Source organism: Pseudarthrobacter sp. J1738 (assembly GCF_050490315.1).
Lineage (GTDB): Bacteria > Actinomycetota > Actinomycetes > Actinomycetales > Micrococcaceae > JBNPEO01.
Window position 1 is genome coordinate 71,021 of sequence record NZ_JBNPEO010000010.1, and the last position, 24,275, is coordinate 95,295.

General features: G+C 59.9%; 25 protein-coding genes and 1 pseudogene. 16 read left to right on the plus strand and 10 right to left on the minus strand.

Features of this window, described 5'->3' with window-relative positions:
- Nucleotides 1-52: 52 nt before the first annotated feature.
- On the minus strand, nucleotides 53-388 hold the full coding sequence (locus ACQR35_RS12215) for a helix-turn-helix domain-containing protein (protein WP_430270196.1): 336 nt from the start codon (nucleotides 386-388) through the stop codon (nucleotides 53-55).
- A gap of 388 nt (nucleotides 389-776) precedes the next feature.
- Nucleotides 777-1,571 carry a carbon-nitrogen hydrolase family protein gene (locus tag ACQR35_RS12220; RefSeq protein ID WP_430270197.1) on the minus strand — a complete coding sequence of 265 codons (795 nt, stop codon included), beginning with the start codon at nucleotides 1,569-1,571 and terminating at the stop codon, nucleotides 777-779.
- Between the two features lie 32 nt (nucleotides 1,572-1,603).
- Between ACQR35_RS12220 and ACQR35_RS12225 the strand changes: the two genes are divergently transcribed.
- Nucleotides 1,604-2,260 (plus strand): GntR family transcriptional regulator, encoded by a 657-nt coding sequence (locus ACQR35_RS12225; RefSeq protein WP_430267729.1) that lies wholly within the window; start codon nucleotides 1,604-1,606, stop codon nucleotides 2,258-2,260.
- A gap of 23 nt (nucleotides 2,261-2,283) precedes the next feature.
- On the opposite strand, the gene ACQR35_RS12230 is transcribed toward ACQR35_RS12225, so the two are convergent.
- Nucleotides 2,284-3,516 (minus strand): MFS transporter, encoded by a 1,233-nt coding sequence (locus ACQR35_RS12230; protein ID WP_430270198.1) that lies wholly within the window; start codon nucleotides 3,514-3,516, stop codon nucleotides 2,284-2,286.
- 275 nt (nucleotides 3,517-3,791) lie between these two features.
- On the opposite strand from ACQR35_RS12230, the gene ACQR35_RS12235 reads away from it, so the two are divergent.
- The 4 genes from ACQR35_RS12235 to ACQR35_RS12250 all read left to right on the plus strand — a co-directional run bounded on the left by ACQR35_RS12235 (nucleotide 3,792) and on the right by ACQR35_RS12250 (nucleotide 6,173).
- On the plus strand, nucleotides 3,792-4,478 hold the full coding sequence (locus tag ACQR35_RS12235; protein WP_430270199.1) for a DUF2848 domain-containing protein: 687 nt from the start codon (nucleotides 3,792-3,794) through the stop codon (nucleotides 4,476-4,478).
- A gap of 48 nt (nucleotides 4,479-4,526) precedes the next feature.
- Complete coding sequence (locus ACQR35_RS12240; protein WP_430270200.1) at nucleotides 4,527-4,919, plus strand: DUF1304 domain-containing protein; 393 nt, start codon at nucleotides 4,527-4,529, stop codon at nucleotides 4,917-4,919.
- Nucleotides 4,920-5,005: 86 nt separating this feature from the next.
- Complete coding sequence (locus ACQR35_RS12245) at nucleotides 5,006-5,344, plus strand: GNAT family N-acetyltransferase (RefSeq protein ID WP_430267733.1); 339 nt, start codon at nucleotides 5,006-5,008, stop codon at nucleotides 5,342-5,344.
- Between the two features lie 55 nt (nucleotides 5,345-5,399).
- The gene (locus ACQR35_RS12250; RefSeq protein WP_430270201.1) at nucleotides 5,400-6,173 is read left to right on the plus strand and encodes an SDR family NAD(P)-dependent oxidoreductase; all 774 of its coding nucleotides are present in this window, start codon (nucleotides 5,400-5,402) and stop codon (nucleotides 6,171-6,173) included.
- Between the two features lie 70 nt (nucleotides 6,174-6,243).
- On the opposite strand, the gene ACQR35_RS12255 is transcribed toward ACQR35_RS12250, so the two are convergent.
- A complete protein-coding gene (locus tag ACQR35_RS12255) occupies nucleotides 6,244-7,851 on the minus strand; it encodes an MFS transporter (RefSeq protein ID WP_430267735.1) in 1,608 nt (535 codons plus the stop codon).
- Nucleotides 7,852-8,266: 415 nt separating this feature from the next.
- Between ACQR35_RS12255 and ACQR35_RS12260 the strand changes: the two genes are divergently transcribed.
- The gene (locus tag ACQR35_RS12260) at nucleotides 8,267-8,542 is read left to right on the plus strand and encodes a hypothetical protein (RefSeq protein ID WP_430270202.1); all 276 of its coding nucleotides are present in this window, start codon (nucleotides 8,267-8,269) and stop codon (nucleotides 8,540-8,542) included.
- Nucleotides 8,543-8,624: 82 nt separating this feature from the next.
- Here ACQR35_RS12260 and ACQR35_RS12265 read toward each other — a convergent pair whose 3' ends face one another.
- The 4 genes from ACQR35_RS12265 to ACQR35_RS12280 all read right to left on the minus strand — a co-directional run bounded on the left by ACQR35_RS12265 (nucleotide 8,625) and on the right by ACQR35_RS12280 (nucleotide 13,025).
- Complete coding sequence (locus tag ACQR35_RS12265; RefSeq protein ID WP_430270203.1) at nucleotides 8,625-10,682, minus strand: PTS fructose transporter subunit IIABC; 2,058 nt, start codon at nucleotides 10,680-10,682, stop codon at nucleotides 8,625-8,627.
- Between the two features lie 94 nt (nucleotides 10,683-10,776).
- Nucleotides 10,777-11,760, minus strand: a complete 984-nt coding sequence (locus ACQR35_RS12270) for a 1-phosphofructokinase family hexose kinase (RefSeq protein WP_430270204.1) — start codon at nucleotides 11,758-11,760, stop codon at nucleotides 10,777-10,779.
- Nucleotides 11,757-12,533 (minus strand): DeoR/GlpR family DNA-binding transcription regulator, encoded by a 777-nt coding sequence (locus ACQR35_RS12275; RefSeq protein ID WP_430270205.1) that lies wholly within the window; start codon nucleotides 12,531-12,533, stop codon nucleotides 11,757-11,759. The genes ACQR35_RS12270 and ACQR35_RS12275 overlap by 4 nt, the downstream gene beginning before the upstream one ends.
- A gap of 234 nt (nucleotides 12,534-12,767) precedes the next feature.
- Nucleotides 12,768-13,025: a DUF6458 family protein gene (locus ACQR35_RS12280; protein ID WP_430267740.1), complete on the minus strand. Its 258-nt coding sequence runs from the start codon at nucleotides 13,023-13,025 to the stop codon at nucleotides 12,768-12,770.
- Between the two features lie 88 nt (nucleotides 13,026-13,113).
- On the opposite strand from ACQR35_RS12280, the gene ACQR35_RS12285 reads away from it, so the two are divergent.
- The 6 genes from ACQR35_RS12285 (at nucleotide 13,114) to ACQR35_RS12310 (ending at nucleotide 17,503) form a co-directional block, all read left to right on the plus strand.
- The gene (locus ACQR35_RS12285; RefSeq protein ID WP_430267741.1) at nucleotides 13,114-13,734 is read left to right on the plus strand and encodes an alpha/beta hydrolase; all 621 of its coding nucleotides are present in this window, start codon (nucleotides 13,114-13,116) and stop codon (nucleotides 13,732-13,734) included.
- A gap of 77 nt (nucleotides 13,735-13,811) precedes the next feature.
- Nucleotides 13,812-14,252 (plus strand): DUF2871 domain-containing protein, encoded by a 441-nt coding sequence (locus tag ACQR35_RS12290; RefSeq protein ID WP_430270206.1) that lies wholly within the window; start codon nucleotides 13,812-13,814, stop codon nucleotides 14,250-14,252.
- A 46-nt stretch (nucleotides 14,253-14,298) separates the two neighbouring features.
- Nucleotides 14,299-15,114 carry a hypothetical protein gene (locus ACQR35_RS12295; RefSeq protein WP_430270207.1) on the plus strand — a complete coding sequence of 272 codons (816 nt, stop codon included), beginning with the start codon at nucleotides 14,299-14,301 and terminating at the stop codon, nucleotides 15,112-15,114.
- Complete coding sequence (locus tag ACQR35_RS12300) at nucleotides 15,104-15,853, plus strand: LamB/YcsF family protein (protein ID WP_430267744.1); 750 nt, start codon at nucleotides 15,104-15,106, stop codon at nucleotides 15,851-15,853. The genes ACQR35_RS12295 and ACQR35_RS12300 overlap by 11 nt, the downstream gene beginning before the upstream one ends.
- 10 nt (nucleotides 15,854-15,863) lie before the next feature.
- Nucleotides 15,864-16,556 carry a 5-oxoprolinase subunit B family protein gene (locus ACQR35_RS12305; protein ID WP_430270208.1) on the plus strand — a complete coding sequence of 231 codons (693 nt, stop codon included), beginning with the start codon at nucleotides 15,864-15,866 and terminating at the stop codon, nucleotides 16,554-16,556.
- On the plus strand, nucleotides 16,553-17,503 hold the full coding sequence (locus ACQR35_RS12310) for a biotin-dependent carboxyltransferase family protein (RefSeq protein ID WP_430267746.1): 951 nt from the start codon (nucleotides 16,553-16,555) through the stop codon (nucleotides 17,501-17,503). Before ACQR35_RS12305 ends, ACQR35_RS12310 begins: the two co-directional genes overlap by 4 nt.
- 23 nt (nucleotides 17,504-17,526) lie before the next feature.
- Here the strand turns inward: ACQR35_RS12310 and ACQR35_RS12315 are convergent, their stop codons facing one another.
- The gene (locus ACQR35_RS12315) at nucleotides 17,527-18,831 is read right to left on the minus strand and encodes a DUF445 domain-containing protein (protein ID WP_430270209.1); all 1,305 of its coding nucleotides are present in this window, start codon (nucleotides 18,829-18,831) and stop codon (nucleotides 17,527-17,529) included.
- Between the two features lie 49 nt (nucleotides 18,832-18,880).
- Between ACQR35_RS12315 and ACQR35_RS12320 the strand changes: the two genes are divergently transcribed.
- From ACQR35_RS12320 to ACQR35_RS12335, 4 genes and pseudogenes are all read left to right on the plus strand, one after another.
- A complete protein-coding gene (locus ACQR35_RS12320; RefSeq protein WP_430270210.1) occupies nucleotides 18,881-19,768 on the plus strand; it encodes a glycerophosphodiester phosphodiesterase in 888 nt (295 codons plus the stop codon).
- A 38-nt stretch (nucleotides 19,769-19,806) separates the two neighbouring features.
- Nucleotides 19,807-20,556 carry an AzlC family ABC transporter permease gene (locus tag ACQR35_RS12325; RefSeq protein WP_430270211.1) on the plus strand — a complete coding sequence of 250 codons (750 nt, stop codon included), beginning with the start codon at nucleotides 19,807-19,809 and terminating at the stop codon, nucleotides 20,554-20,556.
- Nucleotides 20,553-20,864, plus strand: coding sequence for an AzlD domain-containing protein (locus tag ACQR35_RS12330; RefSeq protein WP_430270212.1), 312 nt, complete (start codon nucleotides 20,553-20,555; stop codon nucleotides 20,862-20,864). Before ACQR35_RS12325 ends, ACQR35_RS12330 begins: the two co-directional genes overlap by 4 nt.
- 163 nt (nucleotides 20,865-21,027) lie before the next feature.
- Nucleotides 21,028-22,350: pseudogene (locus ACQR35_RS12335) on the plus strand (ISL3 family transposase).
- Between the two features lie 520 nt (nucleotides 22,351-22,870).
- On the opposite strand, the gene ACQR35_RS12340 reads toward ACQR35_RS12335, so the two are convergent.
- Complete coding sequence (locus ACQR35_RS12340) at nucleotides 22,871-24,160, minus strand: ISL3 family transposase (RefSeq protein WP_430268232.1); 1,290 nt, start codon at nucleotides 24,158-24,160, stop codon at nucleotides 22,871-22,873.
- Nucleotides 24,161-24,275 lie beyond the last annotated feature (115 nt).

Below are 24,275 nucleotides of genomic sequence, written 5' to 3' on the forward strand. Positions count from 1 at the left end.
GCCGTCACAGTCGAACGGCGCAGCTAGCGACGATGAAGAGACCCGACTACTCCTAACGACGCTGCCTGCCCGCAGAGCGGATCGTTCCACCGGAGGCGATGACGGCTGACCGCACAACTTCGTTACTGATCCCCAGGTGCTTGGCGACGTGGGCCAGCGACACTCCTTCCGCGTAGAGACGGCTCGCGTGCTCGCGTACCTCGTCGGAGAGCTCCGCCTTGCCCCTCTCGATACCGGCGGCTGTGGCAGCTTCCCAGATGGTGGCGCGATGGACTCCGAACCTGCCCGCAAGCTCCCGAACGGGCACCCCAGCGGCGTATCCAGCGAGCAGTTCCGCTCGATTGGAGGCGTTCAAACGGGTTTGAGACTGAACAGATTTTTTCCGCACCGGGCCACGCTCATCCGGCCTGGTGGAGGAGGTGGGGCGACCCGAAGGGCGGCGATTTCCCTTGAGAACACGGCAAATCAGCGATTTGAGAGGTCGCCGGGGGTTTGAGAAGCACGTCCTGAGGTCCACCCTCAAAACCCCCGGGAAACCGGGGGTTTTGCCAGTTAACGCGGCAGTCAGGTCCCGTTTTGGTGGGATATTCGCTGGGATATTCGCTGGAAGACGAAAACTCACGCAGCCCTGTTCCCCGTCCTTCCAGCCCAGTTGCCCGCCTTCCCGCCCACCGTGGCCGGAGGAAACCCCTACATTCCGGGGATCTTCAGCGGCGGGCTTGGTGGAATCTTGGAGCAACTGGGCTGGAAGGCCAGAGCTTGATGTTCCGTGAGCCCTAAAACGTGTGGGCGTTGGTCAAAACCGGCAGCTTTTCGCGGACCGCGCTGACTTCGCTCGGATCAATGTCCACCACTGTCAGCTCAGGCTTGCCACCCAAAGCGGCAAGAGTAACGCCCAGTGGGGACACCACCGCGCTGTGCCCAATGCCGGTGGGCGCGCTACCCCGGGATTCCACACCCACACTCGCCGGATCGCCTTGCCCGCATGCGACCACAAAGGATGTGCTGTCTAGAGCCCGGGCCCGCACCAGTAGGTCCCATTGTTCGGCTTTGCCCTCGCCAGCTCCCCATGACGCGCACACAATGTTCACCTGGGCACCGAGTTGGGCGTTGGTGGTAAACAGTGCCGGGAAACGAACGTCATAGCAGGTCGCAAGACCAAATACGGTGCCGTTGAGTTCAAAGGTCACCGGTGATGTTCCGGGTTCCACGGTGTCCGATTCGGCAAAACCGAACGCGTCGAAGAGGTGGATCTTGTTGTAGGACGCTTCAACACCGGGCCCAGTTGCTAGGAGTGTGTTGGTTACCCGGCCGTTGGTACCGGGCGTGAACATCCCCACCACAATCACAATCCCCAGCTCCTGCCCCATGCTGCGCACGGCGCTTGCCCATGCCCCATCTAGCGGCTCTGCGATGTCGGTGAGAGAATTTCCGAAGGCCCGCATGGAAGCTTCGGGGAATACCACCAGCTCCGCGCCGGCACTCTTGGCTTGGCCAGCGTAATCCCGGATGATGTCTAAGTTGGCACTCAGATCAGCACCGGTGATGATTTGGGCAATTGCTAAACGCATCGGGTCACTCCAGATTGTTGTATACATAATGTATGCGAAAAACTTCGGCCCTTGCCGTGTCCGGCAGGGATAAGGCCTACGCCTACTTGCGCGAAAGTGTACTCGTCGATCCACAAATGCAGGGCAAGTTCCTCAACGAACAGGAACTCGCAGCCCAGATTGGCGTTTCGCGAACTCCCGTCCGGGAAGCACTACTGCTGCTTGTTTCAGACGGGCTGGTGGAACTCATTCCTCAACGCGGGGCCTATGTTCCGCTGGTAACCGGTAGAGAAATATCTGAGCTGATGGAACTGCGTGGTGTGCTTGAAAGCCATGCTGCTCGCCTAGTTATTGAAGCGGGCCAAACCCCGGCCCAGGAAATGCAGGCCACCCTTGAGCAACAAGCTGGCTTGTCCCAGCAAGCGGATGCTGAAGCCGCCCATGAGTTCATCCGATTAGACACGCTCTTTCACCAACAGCTTATTGACGCTGCTGGAAATGAACTGATCTCCCGCACGTACGGCAAGCTGCACGTGCGGCAGATGTTGGTGGGTGTGGCCGCGTTGTTCCGCACTGGTGGCCGGCGGCAGCAGGTCTGCGCTGAACATCAGCACATTGTTGATGCTTTGAAATCCGGCGATGTGCAGCAGGCCCAAGCGGCCATCGATCAGCATCTCGTGGCCACCCGGGACCTCCTGCTGCACACCTAAACCGGCTTCGAACAACATGGCGCCTAGCGCGCTGCGGAACCTTCGAGCAGCAGGCGGTACTCCTCGTCTTCGTCAGTGTTTGAATCCCGGCCCAGTGAGAGCCCAATCAACGTTACGACGGCGGCTACCGCAACGTAGATGGCCACCGGAATCCAGGTGTTGAATTCCGAGAGCAGTATGGTGAACATCAAAGGTGCGATGGCTCCGCCGATCACACCAGCAAAGGTGTAGGCCAGTGAGCTACCCGTGGAGCGTAAGCGCGGGGAGAACTGTTCCACGATGAAAGCTGCCTGCGGACCGTACATAAACGAGTGCGCCATCAAGCCAAGGACAATTCCTACAATCAGCATGGGTTGGCTGTTTCCGCCCAGGACTACAAAGAAGATAAAGGTCCAAATGGCACCAGCGCCGGCTGCGATTCCGTAGACCCAGCGGCGGTTGAATCGGTCAGAAACTGCACCGGCCAGCGGGATCATAAACAGCTGGAACGCCGAACCGATCAAAACAGCAGTGAGCACCTGGTTGCGTTGGTAACCCAAGAATTGGATGCCGTAGGTGAGTGTAAATACGGTGAAGAGGGCGTAGAGCACGTCCGGGCCTACGCGGCACAAGGTGGCAGCGATCAGCGGGCGGAGTTCTTTGCGGAAGACTTCGCTCACTGGCGCATTTGGCTGATCGCCATGGGCCTCGATGGCTTTGAAGATGGGGGTGTCTTCGAGGCGCAGGCGAATCCAAAGACCGAAGCCAACCAGCAGTGCGGAGATCAAGAAAGCGATGCGCCAGCCGAAGGAAATGAATTGCTCGTTGCTGAGCGTCACGGTCAGGATGGCTAGGGCGCCGTTGGCCAGCAGGTTACCGGCGGGTGGGCCAACTTGGGCTGCGGAGGCCCAAAAGCCTCTGCGCTTGGGGTCACCATATTCGCTGGAAAGCAGCACGGCGCCACCCCACTCGCCGCCTACGCCTACACCTTGAGCGAAGCGCAGTAGCACCAAGATGATCGGGGCTGTGATGCCAATGCTGGCGTAACTGGGCAGGATGCCGATCAGCACTGTTGCAACGCCGATAATCATCAACGTGGTGACCAATACTCGCTTACGGCCAATGCGGTCGCCAAGGCGGCCGAACACAATTCCACCGATGGGACGGGAAACGTAACCCACCGCGTAGGTGGAGAAGGCCAGGATGGTTCCGGTCAGGGGATCTGATGATGGAAAGAAAACAATCGGAAATACGACGGCGGCAGCGGCTGAGTACACGGCGAAGTCGTACCACTCCAGCGCCGTGCCGGTGAGGGATGCGGCAAAGGCCTTGTAGAGGCCCTTGGGGCGACGGGTTTATTCGGTTGGGGTGCTGCGGCATAAGCCGGAACTGAGGCGTTGGCCATGCGGGGTCCTCCATGAGTCTTTTTACGGTGACGCCTATCACACTGGCGTTAGATGTATACATTACGCATACTGGATGTACATTGGCGACTGTTTCTGGTTTCTAATCTGTAAATTTTCCGGCACCACCAGCACAGAACGGATAGAACATGACTACTTTGAACTTTGAACTCCCAGACGGCACGGTTGAGGAAGTTCAGGTCAAGCACCTACTCAACGCTGGCTACGCGGGCCGTGAGCAAGATGAAGTTCAAGCCCACATTGCTGAACTGGCCGAATTGGGCATCCCTGGCCCCACCACAACCCCTGCCCTGTACCCGGTTTCGCCGTACTTGGCGCAGCAGACCTCCGAAGTCCGGGTCCAGCATGCCCGCACTTCAGGTGAAGCAGAGTGGGCCCTCATCATCGCGGAGAGCGGCGTTCTCCTCACCGTGGCTTGTGATCACACTGACCGCGAGCTTGAAGTTCACGGAGTCGCCTGGAGCAAAAACGCCAGCCCGGATGTTTTGGGACGGAAGGCTTGGCGTCTTGATGAGGTTCGCGAGCATTTGGACCAGATCACTCTCAAGGGATGGGTGGGTCAGGGCGAGGTGGCAGACACCCTCATTCAGGACAGCTCCTTGGCCGCACTCCTGAGCCCGGACTACTGGCTCGAAGTACTCACCGAACGTGGGCTCAACCAGCCCGGCACCGTCCTGATCTCTGGCACCGTAGCCATGGCTGCCGGCGTCGACCAGTTTGCCCGCAGCTGGAAGGTAGAGATGACGGATCCCGTCACCGGACTGTCAGTGGATGCGGCCTACGTGGTGGAAAAAATGGCCGAGCCAATCGGCTAATTGCCGCGGCGCGCGTAGTCCCAGCTGTCCTGGGACTACGCTGTACCTATGACTGTTGTCACCATGATTTTCGCCGCCGTTGCCGGGCTATTGCACGTGTACATTTTCACGATGGAATCCATTACCTGGACTCGCCCGGCAACCTGGCAGCGTTTCAGCGTAGCCTCGCAGGCGGACGCTGAAACCACCAAAGGTCTTGCTTACAACCAAGGCTTTTACAACCTGTTTTTGGCCATTGGTGCCCTCCTCGGCGTCGTTCTGGTTATTGCCGGCCAGCCGCAGGTTGGCTGGACTCTGGTCTTTACCGCGTGTGGATCGATGCTCGCAGCAGCCCTTGTGCTCGCCTTGAGCGGCAAGCAGTACCTCCGTGCCGCAACCCTTCAAGGTACGACGCCGTTACTCGCCGTTGTGTTTGGCCTGCTTGCGTTGGGTATGGCTTAGCCACTGCTAGCTTCTCCTGGTGGGCTGCGGCTCGGCGAATAGCCGAGGGGCTTGCGTCCTAGGGTTCTTAGTGCCACGCTCAAGAAATGAGTCAGGACATCAAAGCCACAAGCGAAGATCAGTTTGCCCAAGAAGTTTCCACGGTCCGCAATGAGAAGCTTCACCGCTACGAAGTGCGAGTGGGAGATCAACTCGCCGGTTTCGCAGCGTACCTAGACAAGCCTGGGCATATTGACTTCACCCATACAGAAACCTCGGAGGACTTCCGCGGCCGCGGTTTGGCCGGTGTTCTGGTGCGGTTTGCACTCGATGACGTGGTGGCTTCAGGTAAACGCATCATTCCGCATTGCCCCTACGTGGCCCGTTTTGTCCGCGAACACGAAGGCTACGAGCAGTACGTGGATTGGCCGCAGCCTAAAGCCTAGTTCTCGCGCCGGGCTGGGGGTTCACACGTCTAGCTGAGCCGAATAGGGTGGCTGGATGAACTCAACCGCATTGATCACAGGAGCAACCGCTGGTCTTGGCGCAGAATTTGCCCGTCAGCTCGCCCAAGCCGGTCATTCCCTCATCCTCGTTGCGCGCAACGAAGAACGACTGCAGGAAACGGCAGGGGAGCTGGAACGCCAATACGGGATCACGGCTGAGGTGATTGCCGCGGACCTCACCGACGACGGCGGTGTGGCGGCCGTCGTCGAACGTTTGAGTGACCCGGCACGGCCGGTGAGCATTCTGGTCAACAACGCCGGCTTGGGACTTCTTAAGTCCTTTGCTGAAAGCCCCATCGAGGACGAGAAGAAACACCTCAAACTGCACGTGGAAACGTCCATGGTGCTCACTCATGCCGTGCTGGAGAGCATGCTCAGCCGGGGCGAGGGCAGGATCATCAACGTTGCAAGTGTGGCAGCATTTCTGCCTCGTGAAAGTTACTCAGCCGCAAAGGCGTGGCTGCTGAGCTTTAGCCGTTGGGCCAACCTCGCTTACAAAGCGCGGGGTGTGCAGGTCACAGCAGTCTGCCCAGGGTTCACTCACACCGAATTTCATGACCGGATGGGTATGGACAAAGGTATGGTGCCACAATTTATGTGGCTCCAGGCTGAGCAAGTGGTGCGGGAAGGCCTGGCTGACAACGTACGCGGCAAGTCAGTGTCCATCCCGTCTCAACGCTACAAAGCATTGGTGGCACTGACTCGGATCTTGCCAGACAGGATCAAATCCGGACCGGCGAGAGTGCAGAAAGCATCATTGCCCAGTTAAACGCCGCGGGCCTGCATTCACTGAGTGAATGCAGGCCCGAACAAGCGGGACAACAGTTGCCAGCTACGAGCTAGACCTTGGCCGGTTCTCCCGGCGCTTCAGGAGTAGTTGCTGGCTGGAACGTCTCATCAAACGGCATCTCGTTGAGGTCAATCAACGGGTTCTCGTCTTGAGTGGCCACAAGTTCCTTGGCCTCCGCCACGGAGTCCACGCTCGGCATGGAGCCGGGAAGCGGACGGTTAGCTGATTCCTTGAGGAAGTAGATGGCGATTGCACCAATGGCTGAAGTCGCCATCAGGTAGTAAGCGGGCATCATGTCGTTGCCCGTGGCTCCAATGAGGGCAGCCACAATAAACGGTGTGGTTCCACCAAAGATGGCAACGGCGAAGTTGTACGCAATGCCCATAGCGCTGTAACGGCTAGCGGTGGGGAACTGTGCTGGCAAAGCCGAAGCCAAGTTAGCCACATAGAACGTCACGGGGAATGCGATCATGGCCAGGCCCAAAAGCGTGGTCCAAATCTCGCCAACACCAATCAACATAAACGCAGGAATGGACAGGACCACGGTGCTCAATGCACCAATCCACAGCACGGGGCGGCGGCCAATCTTGTCTGACAAACGTCCGGTCAACGGGATGCACAGGCTCATAATCACCAACACGGGGATGGTGAGCAAAGTGCCGTGGAGCTCGTCGTAACCCTTGGACTCGGTCAGGTACGTAGGCATGTAGGACGTGAGAGCGTAACCAACAGTGTTAGCTGCGGCCACCAAAATCATGGCAACAATAATCGGGCGCCAGTTAGCCTTGACCACGCTGACGGGGCCCTTGGAGGCGATGTCGTCGCCGGAAATAGCTGCGTTGGCGTTGGCTTCCTGAGCGTCCAGGGTGGCTTGGAACTGCGGGGATTCCTCGATCTTGCTACGGAAGTAGACGGCGATCAGGCCCAAAGGACCGGCAACCAAGAACGGGATGCGCCAGCCCCAAGCTTCCATGGTGTCTTGGCCAAGGGTGATTTGGAGTACGGAGACCAGGGCTGCACCAAGAGCGAAACCAATGTAGGAACCCATGTCCAAGAAGCTTGCGAAAAAACCGCGGCGCTTGTCCGGAGCGTACTCGCTCACAAAGGTTGTAGCACCGGCGTACTCGCCACCGGTGGAGAAGCCCTGTACGAGCTTGAGGACAACCAGCAAAACAGCTGCCCAAATGCCGATCTGCGCGTAACCGGGCAGTACACCAACTAAGAAGGTGCTGGCGGCCATCATCATCAAGGTTGCGGCCAATACTTTCTGGCGGCCAACCTTGTCACCGAGCCAACCGAACACCACACCACCGAGCGGGCGGGCAATAAAGGTGGCAGCGAAGGTTCCCAGAAGGAACAGCGTCTGCACGGATTTGTCGGCCTCAGGGAGGAATACCGGACCCATAGTGGTGATCAAGTAGCCGAACACACCGACGTCGTACCATTCCATGGTGTTACCCACAATGGTGCCGCCGAGTGCTTTCTTCAGCATGGGCTTATCTACTACGTTTACGTCCGAGACTTTCAGACGGCGTTGGCGCAAAGGGAGTCTTAGTTTCTTGCCAGCGGACTTTCCTGGCGGCGTTGCGGCCAGATTGTCCCTAACGGTGCCATCGGCACCAAGATTCGGTTCGGAATTGCTTCGGTCATTGGGCATTTGTGTTCTCCTGTGGAGGTCATTTGCTTGCGACTTCTGTGTGCCCCGCTCCGGGCAGGCAATCAATTTTACGCGAAAAATAACGTTTCACCGAGTTCAATGCGGCCTTCTGGCCTGTTTTGGCGGGGTTTCGGCTGCCAATTCGCCGCTCTGAAGACTTTTTACTATGCCGTGTTTTTCCTTGATATCGCGTGGATTTTGCAGACAAATCGGAGGATTCTCTCAGGTGATTAGACTCCGTTACAAAATTGTTTGCAGATTTCTCCGCCGAATGGGTAGATAACGCTGTTTAGAGGTGATTCAAAGGGACATTATCTACCCATTCGGCGGAGAGGGGAGGGGCTTAGGCAGTGACATGCGGGCGGGGTAGTCCTAGGATGAGGGAACCTTCATTTCAGTGACGAAAGGAAGCACCATGACAGCCCATCAGAGCTCTCCCGGCGACCAAGCGGACATCCCCGACGACGTTGCCAATCACCTCGGCGAAGCGATCAGCACGAGCAACTCACCAACGGCCCCACCGGTATCAGCAGCGAAGCCAAAGCTACCCGAGGGACAGCATTGGCCCGACGGCAATGGCAAGCACAAACACCCCAAAGACCACCTAGATTCGCATGGTCGTTCATCCGGGGGGGCTGGCGCTAACGCCATTCACAGAACAAGTAGGCCACAGATGCCGCACTCGAACTGACACTCAAACTACAACCCCTTAAAGCACCTGTGGCGGGAACAGCGTTTGCTGTTCCCGCCACACGTGTATTCAGAAGAACTAGTTACGCGTTGACCGATTCTGCAGCGGTCATGTGCGCCGGCTTTTTGCCAACGTAACGCTTGAGAGCCACCACGGCGAATGCGGAAATGATTGTTCCAACGGCCACAGCCAAGAGGAACATCAGGAACGGGTCAATGGCGAAGAATACAAAGATTCCACCGTGCGGAGCCTTTGAAGTCACACCGGCCGCCATAACAATGGCACCCGTTGTCGCAGCGCCAACCATCGACGCCGGGATCACACGCAGCGGGTCAGCTGCGGCGAAGGGAATGGCACCTTCAGAGATAAACGATGCGCCTAGCAGCCAGGCCGCCTTACCGTTCTCATGTTCAGCAGCACTGAAGTGCTTTTTGTCCAGCGTGGTGGCCAAAGCCATGGCCAGCGGTGGCACCATACCTGCGGCCATCACGGCGGCCATAATCTGCCACGGAGCCTGGTTGGTGACGGACGCTGCACCCAAACCGGCCACTGCGAAGGCGTAAGCAACCTTGTTCACGGGGCCACCGAGGTCAAAGGCCATCATCAAGCCGAGGATGATGCCCAGAACAATGGCTGAGGCGCCAGTGAGGCCTGAGAGCCAGTCATTCAAAGCAACGGTCAGGGCCTTGATGGGTCCACCCAAAATCAGGAACATCAGACCGGACGCCACAATCGAGGCGATCAGTGGGATGATGGCTACCGGCATCAGGCCGCGCAACCAACGAGGAGCGTTCAGGCGGCCAATGGCGTGTGCTGTGTAACCGGCCAAAAGACCACCAACAATGCCGCCCAAGAAGCCAGCACCCATAAATCCGGCTACAGCACCGGCGGTGAAACCTGGGGCAATGCCGGGACGGTCAGCAATGGCGTACGCGATGTAACCTGCCAGCGCGGGGACCAGGAAGCCCATGGACAGGCCACCAATTTTGAACAACACAGCACCCAAGTAGGCGCCGAGCGGTCCCAGAGCTTGGGCAGGGTACTCAGAGGGCAGGTTGCCAAAGTTGTTCTCCAGCACCATTTTGTCCGCGAACTTGGTGATCTCGAAGCCACCCAGCAAGAAGCCCAGAGCAATCAGCAAACCGCCGGCGGCAACAAAGGGGATCATGTAGGAGACACCGGTCAGCAGCGCACGCTTGAGCTTGGCGCCGATGGACTCGCTGCCCTCGGCGTCCGCATCCGACTCAGAAGAGCCCGAGCTGGCCGCCACTCGGCGAGCGTTCGGGTTTTCCGCCGCTGCAAGAGCTTCACGGATCATCACGTCAGGCTCGTCAATGCCACGTTTGACGGGGGACTGGATCACTGGCTTGCCAGCAAAGCGGTCCTTGTTGCGAACATCCACGTCAACGGCGAAGATCACGGCATCAGCAGCGGCAATTACCGCCGCGGGCAGCGGGGTGGCGCCTGAAGAACCCTGGGTTTCCACCTGAAGGTCAACACCGGCTTCCTTGGCTGCAGCAACCAGTGAATCAGCGGCCATGTACGTGTGGGCAATACCCGTGGGGCATGCCGTGACGGCGACCAAACGCTTAGGTGCCGCGCTCGCCGTCGAACCTTCAGAAACCCCTTCAGAAACCGCGGCGGCGGCAGTAGCGCCAGCAGCGGGGGTTGCCGCGTGGGCGGCCGGCTTGTCAGCAATAGCCTCGCCGACCAGCCCAACAATGTCAGCCGGGGTGGCTGCGGCGCGCAGGGCTGCGGTGAAGTCCTTTTTGATCAAAGAACGTGCCAGTTTAGAGAGCAGCTTGAGGTGTTCCTGATCGGCGCCTTCGGGGGCGGCGATAAAAAAGATCAAATCGGCAGGGCCGTCCTTAGCGCCGAAGTCCACAGGGTTTCCGAGTCGAGCCATGGCGAGCGATGGGGTCAGCACGGAAGCGGATTTACAGTGCGGGATAGCGATGCCGCCAGGGATACCTGTGGCGGTCTTCTGCTCGCGAGCAAAGGCATCGGCAAAAAGGGATTCGAGTTCCGTGGCGCGGCCGGCCGTAGCCACCTTAGTGGCAAGGGCGCGGATCACATCCGCGGGCGAATCACCCAGGTTTTGGTCGAGAATCACAAGATCCTCGGTAATGAGCTGCGTCATTGTCAGTCCTTTGTTTGGTCAACAACGTTGGTCAACAACGTTGGTCGAAAACGTTGGTGGAGAACGTTTGGTGGGGCAGGGGTGGTGCTGAGTTTTAGTTGTTCAGGTCCGTGATGGTCACGGATTCAGGATGGCTTTGTTCAAGCGTTGGGACGGTGGAGCCTGGCAAGGATGCTGCGGCGGAACCGTGGGCCACAGCTTGCCGCAGGCAATCCTGCGGGCTGGCCCCGGTGCTCGCCGCGAGTAAGTAACCGGCAAGGGCCGAGTCGCCGGCACCCACTGTGGAGACGGCGGTGATGGGCGGGTGCGTTGCTAGCCACGCGCCCTCGGTGGTTACAAGGACAGCGCCGCCGGCACCGAGTGTTGCCAGCACCGCACCAACGCCAAGACGTACGACGGCGGCTGCGGCTTGGGCGGCTAGGCGCGGATCCGCTTCGAGCTCTTCTGCGGTGCCTACGTTCTCAAGGCCCGCAAGGGTGGCGAGCTCAGCGAGTTCTTCGGCATTGGGTTTGAGTAGGTCAGGGGCAGATTCGGGTCCTGCTGCGATGGATGCTGCCAGGGGTTCCCCGGAAGAGTCCACAGCGATCAGCGGAATGTGTCCGGCGGTGCCGTGCGAACGGATGTGCCGGACGGTTTGAGCGTAGAAGTCCATCGGAACACCCGGCGGGAGTGAACCGGCCAGCACCACCCAATGAGCATTTGAGGACTTCTCGTCTAGAAGCTCGATCAGAGCCGCTTGAACTTCTGCAGTGAGCTCGGGGCCGGGCTCATTGATCTTGGTGGTCACGCCGCCGGGCTCGGTGAGCGTGACGTTGCTGCGCAAAGATGCACCGATGGGCAGCGCAACGTAGGGGACTTCGGCAGCGTCGAGGCCGGCGAGAAGGGGATCTTGAGGGTCGCCGGGGAGGACGGCCAATGTTGGGATCCCGGAGGCGGCGAGGGCTCGGGAAACGTTGACGCCCTTTCCGCCGGACTCTTGCCGCACGGCCACAGCGCGTTGGACTTCGCCGCGTTCCAGGGGGCCAAGCAATTCAACGGTGCGGTCCAGGCTGGGGTTTGCGGTCAGTGTGACGATCATACGAGGACAACTTCCACTTGAGCTTCTGCGAGGGCACTGGCGAGCTCGGGGGACAGCGTCCCGTCAGTGATGAGGGCATCAATTTGGTCTAGGGAGGCGAACTGGACCAGCGCTTCAGTGCCGAGCTTGCTGGCATCTGCGAGGACCACCACGCGTTGGGCAGCGCGGACCATGGCGGCTTTCACTGCTGCCTCTTCGGGATCAGGGGTGCTGAGCCCAAAATCGGCGGCAATCCCATTGGTGCCAATAAAGGCAATGTCTGGCCGCAAGCTCCGCAGGGCTTCTACTGTTGAATGTCCGACGGCGGCGCGGGTCAGTCCGCGGACTCTGCCACCCAGGAGCTCCAAGGCGATGTTGTTGTTGCCAGCCAGCGTGGCGGCGATGGGAACAGCGCTAGTAATAACAGCCAACGAAGCTGCGTTGGGACGGTCTGTGAGTAGTTCAGCCAAGGCGCCCGTGGTTGAACCCGCGTCAAGGATGATGCTGCCGGCACCGGCTGGGATGAGTTTGAGGGCTGCTCGGGCGAGGCGTTGTTTGGCCTCTTGTCCGCGTTCGAGCCGCTCGCTGATGTTCGCTTCTATGGTGCTGGAGCGGTCGGCGGAGACTGCCCCACCATGAACTCGGCGCAGCACGCCGTCGGCCTCTAGTGTGGCGAGGTCCCGGCGGACCGTTTCGGTGGTGATGTCGAAGCGCTCGGCCAGATCGGTGACGCTCACGCGTCCGTGGGAGGAAACCAGTGAGGTAATCAACTGGTGGCGTTCTTCGGCGAACACTGGCCCTCCTTTGGGACGAAAACTGTGGTGATTCCACTCACATACATGTGGGAATAATTGAGAATATCTGTGTTTATGTTGGCCTGTCAATAGAAAACAACAAAAAGCCAAGTCGGGTGGGTGGGCTCAGCTCGCCGAGTGCTCCTTAAACACGCTTGGCCCGTCGGATCGATCCGACGGGCCAAGCGTTTGCAGTCAAAACAACATATTAGGTTCGGTGCTGTTGCACGTTGCTCAGAGGCCACTCTCGCGGCTCTCGTGGCGAGTCACCGTTTCACCCGTATTGGGGTCAACCAACTGGCGGGACTCGGAAACGCGGCGGTTGCGCCCAGGGCTGGCAACCACCAGCGAGACGATCAGGCCCAAAACACCCACGGCCATCAGGATGTAACCCACCAGCGCCTGGTCCACAAAGGGAATCAGGCCCGGGGCGAGGGCAAAAGCCAAAATGGCTCCGACGGCGATCAAGAATATGGAAGAACCGATTCTCATGCTGCTCCTTCAATTGATGGAAATAACAACACTTGCATTTCACAGTCTTGCACCACAAGCACTCTGAAGGGCTCTGTAGGCTGTGCACATGCAAAATGTGTTGTGGTCCAAACCGGAGGAATCTAGAGCCGGAACGCCTCTCTTGGTAATGCTTCATGGTTACGGCAGCGACGAAACACGCATGAGCAAACTCTTTGAGCATCTTCCTCCAGAGTTCACCTGTGCAGCTCTCCGCGGACCCAAAGAGATTGCCGAAGGCTATGGCTGGTTCCTCTTGGACTACTTCCTCACTAATGATTTTGCCGAAGTCATTAGTGCCACCCATCAAGTGTCCAGTTGGATCAATTCCGTGAGAGAGAACCACAGCAGCGTCTCACTCTTGGGCTACTCGCAAGGAATGGCCATGGCCAGCACCCTGCTACGGCTAAAACCCACTGACTACAGGGCAGTGGTTGGCCTTTCCGGATTTGTCCTCGAGAACGAACTGTTGGCACTGAGTGAATCTTTTGATGCTCCGCCGCCTTTCTTCTGGGGCCGAGATAAAGCTGACTTTGTGATCAACGAGGACGCCACAGCTCACACCGAAGAATGGCTCAACAACAACACCCAACTCACGGCACGCAGCTATCCGGGAATGGGGCACAACATGTCCAAAACCGAAATGGCAGACGTCAGTGCATTCCTTCGGCACTACGTACTCAACCACTAAGTTCTCAACCGTTTAGTACCCCACGATCAACCATTCGGTTGATGGCAGCACCGGCGTGCAACGGAAGAATTGAAGACATGAAAAAGCTTCTTTACGCATCCTTCACGTACGCAATCGTCGGTGTTTTCTCCGGTCTGTTCTACCGCGAATTCACCAAGATCAATGACTTCACTGGCCAATCTCAGCTCGGCCTAGTTCACACCCACTGGTTGGTCCTGGGCTTTATGGTCCTGCTGATCGTCCTAGTCCTCGAGAAAGTCTTCAACATCTCCGCAGCAGCACCCAAGCTCTTCGCGTGGTTCTTCGGAATCTGGAACGCCGGTGTGATCATCACCGGCGGCATGATGCTGGTCAAAGGTTCCATGGTGGTTGCCGGTGTTGACGCAACATCCAAGGCGCTCGCAGGAATTGCCGGAACCGGACACATGCTTCTGACCGCAGGGCTGATTCTGCTATTCCTCGCACTGCGAAAAGCACTCGGATTCAACAAGAAAACCGTCGCCGCGCCAGCAGTTTGATCTAGTGTTGTCCTGAACCGTTCTAACCAACACTTCAGGGGAGACGATGGTCAAGCGCAACAATCCGGCAGTACGAATCGCTCAAGAAACAGCTCACAAAGCGATCTTTGACGAGCAGGGAAATCCCAAGCCAGGGCTGCACAACGCACTCATCAAAGCAGTGGATGTCCAGCGGCCCTTGGTCCTTGCGAACCTTCGCAGGCTCCGCAAAAAGCACCCGCGGGCCACGGCCGGTGAGCTGATCGCCAAACTGGACCGGGACTACCTTCTGGCAGTCTCCGGTACCGGGGCAGCGGCAGGTGCTAGCGCCGTCGTACCCGGAATTGGAACCATCGCCTCACTGGGGCTCTCGGCGGGAGCCACCGTTGCGTTCCTCGAAGCGACGGCGCTCTATGCCTCCTCTGTGGCAGAACTGCACGGGATTCACATGGTTGACCCGGACAAGTCACGGACCATGGTGATGGCCATTATGCTCGGCGAAGAGGGCACCGCACTGCTCAGCGCACTCAGCGGACAGAGCGTCGGCACGTCTAAGGGCGCTAGCCAAGTGTGGGGATCGGTGCTTGGGAAATCGAAACCACTCACCGGCTTTATCTCCATCCGTGAACGCATTCAAAAAGCGTTCTTGCGTTCACTCCTTAAGCGGCAAGGCACAGCGTTTTTGGGCCGAGCTTTGCCGTTCGGGATCGGCGCTGCCGTGGGTGGTGCCGGAAACCTAATGATGGGGCGGGCTGTTGTGGCAAACACCCACCAAGCCTTTGGCGAAGTGCCACTGGTAATGCCGGGCGAAGTTGTTTCAACATCCGGACCAAGCCTGCAGCCAGAACTTACTAACGAAGGGCAGGCCCGCAATGGATCTTAACGCTGACCTCGGCGAATCATTCGGCGCGTGGCGGATGGGCGACGACGCCGCCATGTTCACGCTTGTGACCAGCGCCAACATCGCGTGTGGATTCCACGCCGGAGACCCAGTGACCATGCTGGACAGTTGCCGTGGCGCCTTTGACCAAGACGTTCGGATCGGCGCTCATGTGGGCTACCGGGACTTGGCAGGCTTTGGCCGCCGGGACATGGACGTCACCTTTGACGAGCTCTTTGGTGATGTGCTCTATCAACTCGGCGCGCTCGACGGAATTGCCCACGCGGTGGGAGCCTCCGTTGACTACGTCAAACCGCACGGCGCCCTCTACAACCGGATTGTTCACGACGAGGAACAAGCAGCAGCTGTGCTCGCAGCAGTCCAGGCTTACGATCCAGGCCTGCCGATCCTGGGACTACCCAACTCGGCGATCCTCAAGCTCGGCGCAGAAACCATCCACCCGATCTATCGCGAAGCGTTTGTAGACCGGGCCTATCTCCCGGACGGCACTCTGGTCCCGCGCTCGCAGGACGGTGCGGTACTCCAAGACGTTGAAGCAGTGGTCCGCCAAGCCGTCAGGATTGCAGTGGACGGTCAAGTCGTGGCGATTGACGGAACTACTGTTTCCGTTGAAGCCGACTCGCTTTGCGTCCACGGTGACACCCCCGGCGCTCTGCGAATGGCCGCCGCAGTCCGCGACGGACTCGAAGCGGCTGGTGTTGAGATTGCAGCCTTCGCCTAACGGAGACGCTTTGAGCGCCGGCTACCAGGTATTGCCCTACGGCGACTGCGCCGTTTTGGTGGAGCTGGGCAGTTTGGACGCGGTGCTAGAACTGAGCATGCTGCTTTCTGGCGGCGACTCACTGGGCACCGCGACGGCCCGTCCGGCCGAGGTGCGCGAAGTGATTCCAGCCGCCCGGACCATCCTGATCAGCTTTTTGCCCGGGCCCGGCGTGGAAAGCCGAATTCGCGATTGGGTGGCTGCCGCTATCACTACCGGCACGCGAGGAGCCCGTGTTGGTAAGGATGCCGGGGCGAGCGACGGCGCGGTGCGTTCTGGTCCGCGGGCGGTCACGCTTGAGGTGAGCTACAACGGGGCAGATCTTGCCGAGGTGGCGGGACTTTTGGGGCGCACTGAGGCCGAGGTGGTTCGCCTCCATACGGAGAGCACCTGGCGGGCCGCTTTTGCAGGTTTTGCCCCCGGATTTATGTACTTGGTGACCAATCACGCCTTGCTGACGGTGCCACGCCGGACCTCGCCGCGCACCTCAGTTGAGCCGGGTTCCGTGGGGCTCGCAGGGGAATTTAGTGGCGCTTATCCCCGATCGTCCCCGGGTGGCTGGCAACTTTTGGGCACGACGACGGCACGGCTTTGGGATGCCAAGTCGCCTGCACCAGCGCTGATTCAGCCCGGCGATACTGTCCGGTTTGTGAGGGTTCCATGAGCATTTATGTGAAAAATCCGGGACCGTTGACGCTATTGCAGGACCGCGGCCGGGTAGGTGTTGCTCACTTGGGACTCAGCCCATCGGGCGCCTTGGACCGTGGTGCGTGGGAGTTGGGGAACCGGCTTGTTGGCAACGCGGTTGCTACTGGTGTGGCTGGCGGGCCGTCCGTGGGGAATCCGGCGGGGCTGGAGATCTTGATGGGCGGGCTTGAGCTTCGCTTTATTAGTGGTGCCGTGGTGGCGTTGACCGGGGCAGAGGGGCCGGTGACGGTTTCAGCTGGTGCTGCAGCAGGCGCTTCGCAAGGGAATGGCTCTGTACTCCCGTGGGCCAAGCCAACGCGAATTCCAGCCGGGGCAGTGCTGAAGTTTGGTCCGCCAGTTCGGGGTCTTCGGTACTACTTGGCTATCCGTGGCGGGCTGCTGGGCTCACCTCTTTTTGGATCGCTGAGTGCAGACACCTTGGCGCGGGAAGGCTCCCCAGCCCTGGCGGAGGGACAAATCCTAGAAGTGGGCCCGACTGCTGGGACGGTTGGGGGTGGTGACGGGCTGGAGAGTACAGAAAATTATGCGGCTCGGCGTGCCCCCGAAGATGGGCAGGTCCTCAAGCTACGAGTCAGCCCGGGCCCTCGAGTTGATTGGTTTACCCCCGGCGCATGGGATTCCTTGACCCGGCAGATCTGGGCTGTCTCGCCGGATTCCAACCGGATCGGGGTACGCCTCCTTGGGCAGGGGCTTGAGCGGGCCAAGCACACGGAACTACCTAGCGAAGGTGCCGTGCGTGGGGCGCTGCAAGTCCCGCCGTCGGGCATTCCAACAGTGTTTATGGCGGATCATCCCGTGACCGGCGGGTATCCAGTAATCGCTGTGGTTGATCAGCATGATCTGGATCAGCTGGCTCAGGCTCGCCCAGGTCAGCCCTTACGTTTCCTCGCGGTCCGGCCCTAGTCGCCCAGCTCCGGCGAGCGTTCTTAGCCCAAGAGCAGATGAGCGAGGGCGAAGATCGCGAGCCCGGCCAAGGCCCCCACCACTGTGCCGTTGATCCGGATGTATTGCAGGTCGCGGCCCACCTGGAGCTCAATTTTCTGCGACGTTTCCTCGGCATCCCAGCGAGCCACAGTGTCCGTAATGACCCCGGCAATGTCCGAACGGTAGTTGTTCACAAGGTAGGCCGCGGCATCGCCCACCCACTGATTGACCTTGCCTGCGAGTTCGGCGTCATCGATCAGGCGTTGGCCAAAGTCGCGTACGGCGGTCTTGAATTTCAGGGTTAGTTCGCTGTGCGGATCATCCACGGCGGTCAGGAGTGCTGTCTTTACGGTTTCCCAGGTGCGTGTTGCGAGTTGGCGAACTTCGGGATCACCCAAAACTTGAGCCTTGATGCCTTCGGCGCGGGCAATCACCACCGGATCATGCTGCAGGTCCTGTGCAAGATCGCCCAGGTACTTGTCAATCGACTGGCGAACTTGGTGGTTCTGATCCTCTTGTACGGAGCGCACAAATTTGGACAGCTCAATATAAACCTTGTCTCCCACCAGGCCGTCAACAAAGTTTGGAACCCACGACGGCGACCGGTCGGTGACCAGCCTGCCCACCGTTTCGTGATTCGCGGCTACCCAGTCCGCGGCGCGGTCCACGAGCAGGTCAACGAGTGTGTGGTGGTGTCCGTCTTGGAAAATGCGCTCGGCCAGCCTGCCTACGGGTGGTCCCCATGGCGGATCAACCAGGTGCTTACGGACCATTGATTCGATGACTGTTTGGACGTCGTCGTCATTAAGAACTGTAAAGATTCCGCGGATCACTGCCGCGCCTTCTTTGGCCACTCGCTCAGCTCCAGCGGGATGCTCCGGTGTGCCTGGTGAAGCGAGCCACGTGCCAACCTTCGCCGCCACATTGACGCTAGCGAGTTTCTCCTTGACCACGTCCTCGGACAGGAAGTTGGTCTCCACAAACTCACCGAGCGAGGCGCCGATCTGGTCCTTGCGGCGCGGAATGATGGCGGTGTGCGGGATCTTCAGGCCCATGGGGTACTTGAACAAGGCTGTGACGGCGAACCAGTCGGCCAAGGCGCCCACCATGCCACCCTCTGCTGCGGCGCGGACGTACTGGAATCCGGGCATGGACTTTTGCAGCGCGAATGACACAGCGAAAATGATGGCCATCACCACCAGTAAGATCACGGCCAGGAGTTTCATACGTCGGAGTGCGGCGGCTTTGGCCGCGTCGGCGGGGGAGAGGACGGCGCCCGCGGAAATTGCCTCAGTGTTCACCTGCATGTCTCCACACTAGCCGGGTGTGGGGCCTCGAATCCGCTAGCGTATTGCCATGACTTCCCCGGAACAGAAAACGTCCCGCCCTTTGGTTTACGCCCACCGTGGTGCGAGCGGTCAGTTCGCCGAACACACCCGGGCGGCGTACCTTCAGGCCCTGGCCGACGGCGCTGATGGGGTTGAGTGCGACGTTCACCTCACTGCCGATCAGCACGCAGTGCTTTTGCATGATGACACTCTGGATCGCACCTCTGATGGCACCGGATCTGTTGCTGATGTGACTTTGGCTGAGCTGCGAGAGCTGGACTTTTCATCGTGGAAAGGCGCGCAGATCCCCGAGGAGTACGGTGCCAAAAGCGAGCAGTTTCTGACGCTTGAGGAACTGCTGGAGATTCTGCGCGGGGCGGGCCGGGAAATCGGTTTGGCCATTGAGTTCAAGCATCCCAGCCCTTACCGTCTCACGCTGGAAGAGACGGTTCTGGAGTTGCTGACCGACGAAGGTTGGGACCGTGAGACGGGACTCTTGGACAATATTTTGATCTCCTTTATGAGCTTCAGCCCGGATTCGGTGGAGTACTTGCTGGAGACGGTTCCGGACCGTTTTGTGTGTCAGTTAGTGGACGACGTCGACGTGCTGGTTTTGCGTCATGAGCTGGATTTGGGGCCAATCGCCGGAGGGACACTCGCCAATGTTTTGCGGGCCGCCCAGGCGTCCGGGGAGAAGAACCTCGATGAGGGCCGGGCGGGAATTGCCGGCCCGGGGATTGTTTATGTTCGCGAGCACGCCCGCCGGATTCAGGCGTGGTTGAACAACGGGCGGCGTTTCCGGGTGTGGACCGTGGATACGGCAGAGGATGTTGAGCTGTGCGCGGAGCTGGGTATCCACGAGATCACCACCAACCGTCCGGCTGAGGTTTTGGCGCAACTGCGGGGCCGCAAATAGGCTGACTCGCATGAGTTGGTCCCTGTGAAGTGCACCCCGTGAAGTTCCTCCGATCGCCGGCGGTCCGTATTGGCTTGTCGATCAGCTTTGCCACTGGCTTGTACGGGATTTCCTTTGGTGCGCTCTCAGTGTCCTCGGGCGTGGACTTCTGGCAGACCATGGCTCTTAGTTTGCTGCTTTTTAGCGGTGGTTCCCAGTTCGCTTTTATTGGGGTCATCGCGGGAGGCGGCTCGGGGGTTGCCGCCATGACGGCCTCGGCACTTTTGGGCATCCGTAACGGCGTGTACGGCATGCAGATGGCAGCGCTCATTGGGCCGAAGGGCTGGAAAAGGTATGCTGCGGCCCAAGTTACCATCGACGAATCCACCGCCACGGCGAGTGGCCAGACGGATCCGGCCGAGCAGCGCAGAGCGTTCTGGACTGCGGGTGTAGGCATCTTCATTTGGTGGAATATCTGTACCGCCATTGGCGCCTTGGCTGGTGCATCGATTGGGGATCCTAAACAGTTCGGGTTGGACGGCGCCGCGGTTGCCGCATTTTTGGCGCTCCTGTGGCCAAGACTCAAAACCCGTGAAGCCGGTGCTATTGCCGTCTGCTGCGCCGTGGCCACAGTCCTTGCCGTGCCTTGGGTTCCGGCGGGTGTACCCATTCTTGTGGCAGCAGTAGTGGCGGCAGCGTTCGGAATTCTGAGCAAAGGGCCGGCCACTGAGGGTCTGGAACCGGACATGGATCCCTATGCTCACACGAACACCGAAGAGATCCAGCACCACGAGGGAGGGAAAAAATGAACCTTTGGCCTTGGATTCTCCTTGCGTGCCTCGTGGCGTATTTGACCAAACTTCTCGGCTATTTGGTGCCCGAATCATGGCTCAAAAACCCGCGAATGACTCGCGTAGCCGGAACTCTGACTATTGGCCTGTTGGCGGCATTGACCACGGTGAACACCATCGCGAGCGGCCAAGCGATCGCTTTTGACGCTCGTTTGGGGGCCTTGGTAGCGGCGGCGATTGCGCTGTTCTTGAAGGCACCGTTTTTGGTTGTTGTCATTGTGGGTGCCGCTGCCGCGGCCCTCTTGCGCCTTGCCGGGATGCCGTAAAGTGGCTCTTCGTAATCAGGAATGGGCCCTTCGCAGATGAGCGTGGTTAGGGCGGTCTGAGCCTCCGCCGCGATTTCGGTGCGGCGTGGTGCGGGAGGAAAGAGGTCAGGGCCTCTTTGAATTGGTAGCGACCAAGCAAACCAATACCAAAAGAGACCCTGACATGAATAACTCTATGTCTTGTTCTGGCGGCCGCTGGTGCACGCGCGCGGATGCGCTGCTCGGTGTCGAAGGCGTCCACGTCAGTACGGTCATGACCACCGGGACCGGCCTGGTTCTTGGCGTCGAGACCGGGGAGGACGTTACCGGCTGCCCCGATTGCGGCGTCGTTGCGGTCGGCCACGGGCGCCGCCGGGTCCGGCTCCATGACATTCCGTGTTTCGGCAGGCCGGTGCGGCTGCTGTGGGCCAAGCGTGTCTGGCGCTGTCCGGATCCGGACTGCTTGAGGACCACGTTCACCGAGGAACACCCGCTGGCGGGCCCACGGGCGAAACTCACCGCCCGGGCTGTTGGGTGGGCGACCGACGCGCTGCAGTATTTCGATACCTCGGTCTCCGCTCTGGCCCACCAGCTCGGGGTCTCCTGGCACACAGTCTGGGACGCGATCAAGGCCGAAGCCACCCGACGCATCGCCGCGGCCGGCAGGCTGAAAGGTGTGAACGCGCTCGGCGTCGATGAGCATGTCTGGTCACACACCGGCCCGCCCGGCACCGGGATGGTCACCGGAATCGTGGACCACACCCGCGACACCCACGGCCTGGTCCACGCACGGCTGCTGGACCTCGTTCCGGGACGGTCCGGGAAGGCCTAGGCCGACTGGCTCAAAGACCGTGGCCCCGGGTTCACCGCCGGGATCAAGACAGCGGCGCTGGATCCGTTCCGCGGATACGCCAACGCGATCCGCGACGAACTGCCCGAAGCCATCACGGTCCTGGACGCCTTCCACGTCGTGAAACTCGGATCGGCTATGGTCGACGAGGTCCGCCGCCGCGTCCAGCAGGACACTCTCGGGCACCGCGGACGCAAGGGAGATCCGCTCTACGGTATCCGCCGGACCCTGCAGATCGGAGCTGAACATCTCTCCGACAAGCAATCTGCACGGCTGGACGCGAAACTCACTGTCGGGGACCCCGACGACGAAGTCACCCTCGCATGGCAGTGCTACCAGAAGCTCCGCAACATCTATCACGCCCGGCCGGAGCGGGGCAGGGAACTCGTGAATGAAGTCATTGGGTCCTTCCCGTCCTGCCCAATCCCGGAAGTCGCCCGCCTGGGCCGGACACTCAAACAATGGAAGAGTGCGATCCTGGCCTACTTCGACACGAACGGCGCCTCCAACGGGCCCACCGAAGCGATCAACGGCGTCATCGAAACCACACGCCGCATCGCCAGAGGCTTCCGCAACTTCACCAACTACCGACTCAGATGCCTACTCGCCGCCGGCGGCCACCGGCCCTACCGGATCAAACAAACCAACCATGCCTAAATGCGAAGGGCCCCCATAGTGCACGACTTTGGGCCCAAGCTTGGCTCTTCTCACCAACCTCCCAGCAGCTGCGTGGATGATGACATTCAGTGTTGACCCGGTCAGGAGCAAGAGAACCCCCCCAAAGCGCAAAAGCAAACCAAAGGTAGAAACCAAAATAATCGGTAAGACCGTACCCACGGAACACCCCTTCCCCTTGCCAAAGAATTAGGAGACCAAAGGTCTCAGCCGTAACCAAGGCAACTGTTGGAAGGATGACGAGCGCGCTTGCCTTGTTCCAACTCGTCTCACCGTCCCCCTCCACTTTAGCCAGGAGAGGATTTCGAAAAGAGCTTTTCAAACGTTCGAATTCCTTCTGGGCATGATCCGAAAACTTCTTTGCAGAATCTACTTCCATTTGGAGCGCAGACAAGCGCCCAGCGATACGCAGGTCCGCGGCGGTGACAGCGAGAAGACTGATGAGGAGGAGCCCAAATCGGCTCTTCACGGTTCGTGGTGAATGTTCTGCCGTGGTGAATGTTCATGCCGCTGTTCTGGCGGCACTGCGCAACAGAATACGCGTTTTGTAGTTGCGTGCGTTGGTGAATCCGCGGCCTGTCCTTTTTATGTGCTTGATCGCGGTGTTGTTAGCTTCCACTTTCGCCGTTGTCGCGCCGGTGACAATGAGGACTTCAATCTCTTGCCACCACCGGCAGACCGTGCGCCAGAGCCGGTTCGTTTCCGGCTGAGCGGCGCGTTCGACCAGGGCCTGCAGGCGCTCTTTCGCGGCGGCCGCGTCGGCAAGGGATCCGGTGGCGAGCAGCGTCCGGAGCTGCTCTTTGACCAGCCATGCGGCCTGCAATTTTCCGGTGGCGTCGTCGGTTGCGAACACGGTGCTGAGCCTGTTCCGGGCCCGGTCAGAGAGTGATTCCCCGGCGCGCAGGAGCAGGCGCCGGTTGGCCCAGACCGGGTCGATGGAACGTCCCCGCCGGCCATGGACCTGCTGGGTGAGACGTTGCCGGACCTCGGTGAGCATGTCGTTGCCGAGCTTGACGAGGTGGAACGCATCGACCGAGACCGCGGTGCGAGGGAGCCACATCCGCAGGGCCTTGCGGAACGCGGCGGAAGGGTCGATCGCGACGACCTGCACGCCCAGACGCCACTGAAGCGGGCGGGCGAACAGCCATTCTCCGACGCCCTCACTGTCGCGGCCGTCCACGATCCCGAGCACCTGGCCGGTGTCCAGATCAACAATGGTCGTCATCCAGGGTTCGTAGCGTTTCCAGGCCTTGGTGGAAGGGTCGCGGAAGAACCGCACGGAACGGTAGCGGTGTTCATCGATGCCGAGCATCCGGGGTGCCAGGGCATCAACATCAGGCAGGGTCAGCGCCGCGGAATCCAGAGCCCGCTGGACCAGCCACCATGAGACACCGAACGAGGAGGCCGCTTCCGCGGCGGCCCTTCCGGATCCAATGACGGCGGCCACGAGGGCATCGCGGAGCCGGCGGGTGGACCGAGCGCGGCGCGGGACCTGGGCGGTCTCCTCGGCGAATGTCCGCCGCGGGCAAAGGTACTCATCGCAGAAGAATCTCCGCTTGGCCCAGATCACTTCGACTGGGCCGGCGACAGGGATGTCGCGCAGACGTTGTGGGCGGCGGGAATGCACGCGGGTGCTGATCACACCACAGGATGGGCAGCCGGACTCGGCAGTGGCTTCAACGCTGACCCGTCGCTGCCCGAAAGTGAGGATCTCAGTGTCTGTGACGCGGTAGTCGGGCAGGTTGAAAATGGCGGTGGCAGCATCGGGGCGCGGGGAAGTAGGCTCGATCAAGGCTCGTAGCTCCTGACTCTTGATGAATGCGTAGAGAACATCCATCACAGCAGGGCTACGAGCCCTTCAGCTTTCAAGACACGGAACCCGTTTCACCACGAACCACGGAGAGCCC

Excerpts from the sequence above, each read along its gene's own strand:
- ACQR35_RS12220 (WP_430270197.1), bottom strand. The coding sequence starts at position 1,571 with ATGCGTTTAGCAATTGCCCAAATCATCACCGGTGCTGATCTGAGTGCC.
- ACQR35_RS12225 (WP_430267729.1), top strand. The coding sequence starts at position 1,604 with ATGCGAAAAACTTCGGCCCTTGCCGTGTCCGGCAGGGATAAGGCCTAC.
- ACQR35_RS12235 (WP_430270199.1), top strand. The coding sequence starts at position 3,792 with ATGACTACTTTGAACTTTGAACTCCCAGACGGCACGGTTGAGGAAGTT.
- ACQR35_RS12240 (WP_430270200.1), top strand. The coding sequence starts at position 4,527 with ATGACTGTTGTCACCATGATTTTCGCCGCCGTTGCCGGGCTATTGCAC.
- ACQR35_RS12245 (WP_430267733.1), top strand. The coding sequence starts at position 5,006 with ATGAGTCAGGACATCAAAGCCACAAGCGAAGATCAGTTTGCCCAAGAA.
- ACQR35_RS12250 (WP_430270201.1), top strand. The coding sequence starts at position 5,400 with ATGAACTCAACCGCATTGATCACAGGAGCAACCGCTGGTCTTGGCGCA.
- ACQR35_RS12255 (WP_430267735.1), bottom strand. The coding sequence starts at position 7,851 with ATGCCCAATGACCGAAGCAATTCCGAACCGAATCTTGGTGCCGATGGC.
- ACQR35_RS12260 (WP_430270202.1), top strand. The coding sequence starts at position 8,267 with ATGACAGCCCATCAGAGCTCTCCCGGCGACCAAGCGGACATCCCCGAC.
- ACQR35_RS12265 (WP_430270203.1), bottom strand. The coding sequence starts at position 10,682 with ATGACGCAGCTCATTACCGAGGATCTTGTGATTCTCGACCAAAACCTG.
- ACQR35_RS12270 (WP_430270204.1), bottom strand. The coding sequence starts at position 11,760 with ATGATCGTCACACTGACCGCAAACCCCAGCCTGGACCGCACCGTTGAA.
- ACQR35_RS12280 (WP_430267740.1), bottom strand. The coding sequence starts at position 13,025 with ATGAGAATCGGTTCTTCCATATTCTTGATCGCCGTCGGAGCCATTTTG.
- ACQR35_RS12285 (WP_430267741.1), top strand. The coding sequence starts at position 13,114 with ATGCAAAATGTGTTGTGGTCCAAACCGGAGGAATCTAGAGCCGGAACG.
- ACQR35_RS12290 (WP_430270206.1), top strand. The coding sequence starts at position 13,812 with ATGAAAAAGCTTCTTTACGCATCCTTCACGTACGCAATCGTCGGTGTT.
- ACQR35_RS12295 (WP_430270207.1), top strand. The coding sequence starts at position 14,299 with ATGGTCAAGCGCAACAATCCGGCAGTACGAATCGCTCAAGAAACAGCT.
- ACQR35_RS12300 (WP_430267744.1), top strand. The coding sequence starts at position 15,104 with ATGGATCTTAACGCTGACCTCGGCGAATCATTCGGCGCGTGGCGGATG.
- ACQR35_RS12310 (WP_430267746.1), top strand. The coding sequence starts at position 16,553 with ATGAGCATTTATGTGAAAAATCCGGGACCGTTGACGCTATTGCAGGAC.
- ACQR35_RS12315 (WP_430270209.1), bottom strand. The coding sequence starts at position 18,831 with ATGCAGGTGAACACTGAGGCAATTTCCGCGGGCGCCGTCCTCTCCCCC.
- ACQR35_RS12320 (WP_430270210.1), top strand. The coding sequence starts at position 18,881 with ATGACTTCCCCGGAACAGAAAACGTCCCGCCCTTTGGTTTACGCCCAC.
- ACQR35_RS12330 (WP_430270212.1), top strand. The coding sequence starts at position 20,553 with ATGAACCTTTGGCCTTGGATTCTCCTTGCGTGCCTCGTGGCGTATTTG.